5 protein-coding genes are annotated in these 2,797 nt (G+C 27.5%); all 5 read right to left on the reverse strand.

All coding sequences use genetic code 11. The features are described from left to right. Window positions 1-46 precede the first annotated feature (46 nt). Complete coding sequence (gene yabQ, locus E6248_RS15065; RefSeq protein WP_316341591.1) at window positions 47-436, reverse strand: spore cortex biosynthesis protein YabQ; 390 nt, start codon at window positions 434-436, stop codon at window positions 47-49. 8 nt (window positions 437-444) lie between these two features. Beyond that, entirely contained in the window at window positions 445-738 is a 294-nt protein-coding gene (gene yabP, locus E6248_RS15070) for a sporulation protein YabP (RefSeq protein ID WP_316341592.1), read from the reverse strand. Between the two features lie 51 nt (window positions 739-789). Next, window positions 790-1,050 (reverse strand): RNA-binding S4 domain-containing protein, encoded by a 261-nt coding sequence (locus E6248_RS15075; protein ID WP_136008126.1) that lies wholly within the window; start codon window positions 1,048-1,050, stop codon window positions 790-792. Between the two features lie 61 nt (window positions 1,051-1,111). Next, a complete protein-coding gene (locus E6248_RS15080; protein WP_016206851.1) occupies window positions 1,112-1,387 on the reverse strand; it encodes an HU family DNA-binding protein in 276 nt (91 codons plus the stop codon). 213 nt (window positions 1,388-1,600) lie between these two features. After that, the coding region (gene mazG, locus E6248_RS15085) for a nucleoside triphosphate pyrophosphohydrolase (protein ID WP_316341593.1) at window positions 1,601-2,797 on the reverse strand (1,197 nt) is incomplete at its 5' end.

The following is a 2,797-nucleotide window of genomic DNA, read 5'->3' on the forward strand; positions in this document are numbered from 1 at the left end:
CTATATATACTTTATTCAAGATTTTTTTTATTGTTACTGACTTTATCTACTTTTTTCCTGAAATACTATAAAAAATTACCTTAACTGGATAAATTACAGTCTTAAATACTATTCTTATAGCTTTTCCAAATATGCTAATTAAATAAAGTTCTATTTTCAAAACCATTGGACTAACAAATTTCAAATAAATTACTAAGGTAATAATCATAAATACATATACATAAGGATTTAAAAAGGCATAGTTCATATAAAGTAAAAAAGTAAATACGGCAAATGATGTAAATATCCAAAATAATATGTCCTCAACCATAATAATTATTTTAGGCACCTTTGCTCCTCTTACTATATTATATAAATCATATAACACTCCAATTAATATGCCTGATAAAATAGAATATAAAACTATGTTAAATTGTACATTAATAGGTAACGGCATACTTCCACCTACTTAAATAATTTACTTATTATACTTTCTTTTTCTTTTTTAACTTCTTTACTGCTATATACTATGGAGGCTGTATTTCCTACTATTATCACATCACCATTTTGAACGTCTAACTTATTCATTTTTAGTTCAGATCCCTTTATCGTTAAAAATCCTAGTTTTGTATTTAATAATATCTTTTCATCATCAAAACTTATAACTTCCTCGACACCTGTTAGAATTAATTTTTTTCTACTTTCTAAAACTATATTACTTCTTGGCTCTTCAAGCTTATTCTCATTCTTCTTTTCCATTTAATCTCCTCCACATATTCTTTATAAAAATATATGAAAGAGACCTTCTATTTATTCTTTATCTTCTTCTCCTTCAAGAATCTCATACATTTCTTTAGCATTTTCTTTTTTAACATGCTCTGCAATATTAATTATTCTTGCCTTTAAAGATCTATTTGCAAATTTAATTTCTATAATATCTCCTTCTTTTATAGTAGTAGAAGGTTTAGCAACTTTGCCGTTTATAGATACCCTCTCCCCCTCACAAACTTCCTTTGCAACAGTTCTTCTCTTTATAATTCTAGATACTTTAAGGTATTTATCTAATCTCATTTTTCTCTCCTTATATTTCTATTTATTAAAAGAACCCGAGTACACTCGGGTTCTTAATATACTATTTATTAACTTTTTCTTTAAATTCTTTACCAGCTTTAAATACTGGAACAGTTGAAGCTGGGATATTGATTGTTTCTTTAGTTCTTGGATTTCTTCCTTCTCTTGCAGCTCTTTCTCTAGTTTCAAAAGTACCAAATCCAACTAATTGTACTTTTTCACCTTTTTCTAAAGCTTCTTCAACGCTTTCTATGAATGCTTTTAATGCTAATTCTGCATCCTTCTTAGTTAATTTACTTTTTTCTGACATGCTAGTGATTAATTCTGCTTTATTCACAATTACATCCTCCTTAAATAACCCGTATATTTTAGTAGTTAACTATTTCTTCAAATATGTACTATAACTACATTCTCTTATTATATATCGACTTTTAGAACTAGTCTATAACTTGATGAATATTTTGTTATAAAAGCTATTTCTTACAATAAGTTATTTATAGTATAGTATAAACCAATATATATTATTCTTCAAAAAACTTATAAATCCTTCTTATTTTTTGTTATTTTCTTTACTTTTTGCTTTTTCCCATATTTCATCCATTTCTTCTAAAGTCATTTCGGCTAATTTTTTATTATTTTTAATGGCTGTTTCCTCTATATAAGAAAATCTATTTATAAATTTTTTAATAGTTAAGTTTAAAGCATCTTCCTCATCTATGTCTAATAGTCTTGCTACATTAACACATGCAAAGATCAAGTCTCCTACTTCACCTTTTATTTTCTCCTTATTATTGGATTTATATACATCTAATACCTCTTTTAATTCTTCTTCAACTTTCAAAGCAGCATCTTCAACTCTATCCCAGTCAAAGCCTACCTTTGCAGCCTTTTTCTGAACCTTATTTGCTCTAATTAAAGAAGGCAGTGTTCTAGCTATTCCATTCATTTCATCTGTAATAGTTTCGAAGTCTTTTTCTTTTTTCTTAAGCTCTTCCCAATTTACTAAGACCTCTTCACTATTTTCCGCATTAACATCTCCAAAAACATGTGGATGCCTATAAATCATTTTCTCACAAATAGCCCCTATAACATCAGAAATATTGAAATATCCATCATCTTTTCCTATGGAAGCATGGAAAATTACATGAAGTAAAACATCTCCAAGTTCTTCTATTAACCCATCAATATCATCTTTTTCTATTGCTTCAACAACTTCATAAGCCTCTTCAACAATTTGATTTTTGATACTTTCATGAGTTTGTTCCATATCCCATGGGCAACCATTTTCTCCCCTTAGGGTATCTATAATCTCAACTAAATCATTAAAATCTTTTCTATTATCTTCATTCCTTGGTATATAAATAGATGTTGAATAATCTATATCTTCTTGCATGTCAAGTTCATATAATGGTATCCCTCTTACAGAATCTATACTATTTATATCTTCATCTCTTACAAATATTATTTCTGTTTCATCATTATAGTATTCAAGGAGCTTAAGTTTAACTTCAGAAGCTATTATAGGATTATAAATTTGTGTTATTATTGTTCCTACTCTTTTATCTAGAACTTGATTGTTAATATCAAAAGCATCTATTATCTTAAGGCCTTCTATAGGATCTATTTTTAATATATCCATCATAGAATCTATAAAACTTACTGCCGGATATATCTTATATTTAATTCCCTTTTCTTCACATAAAGATATTAAATTAAATACTGATTTTTCGGCAACTAAAGGGTGTCC

The organism is Clostridium sp. (genome assembly GCF_032552055.1).
Classification (GTDB): Bacteria; Bacillota; Clostridia; order Clostridiales; family Clostridiaceae; genus Clostridium.

Bases quoted from the DNA above. Each gene is read 5' to 3' on its own strand.
- yabQ (WP_316341591.1), bottom strand. From the start codon at position 436: ATGCCGTTACCTATTAATGTACAATTTAACATAGTTTTATATTCTATT.
- yabP (WP_316341592.1), bottom strand. From the start codon at position 738: ATGGAAAAGAAGAATGAGAATAAGCTTGAAGAGCCAAGAAGTAATATA.
- E6248_RS15075 (WP_136008126.1), bottom strand. From the start codon at position 1,050: ATGAGATTAGATAAATACCTTAAAGTATCTAGAATTATAAAGAGAAGA.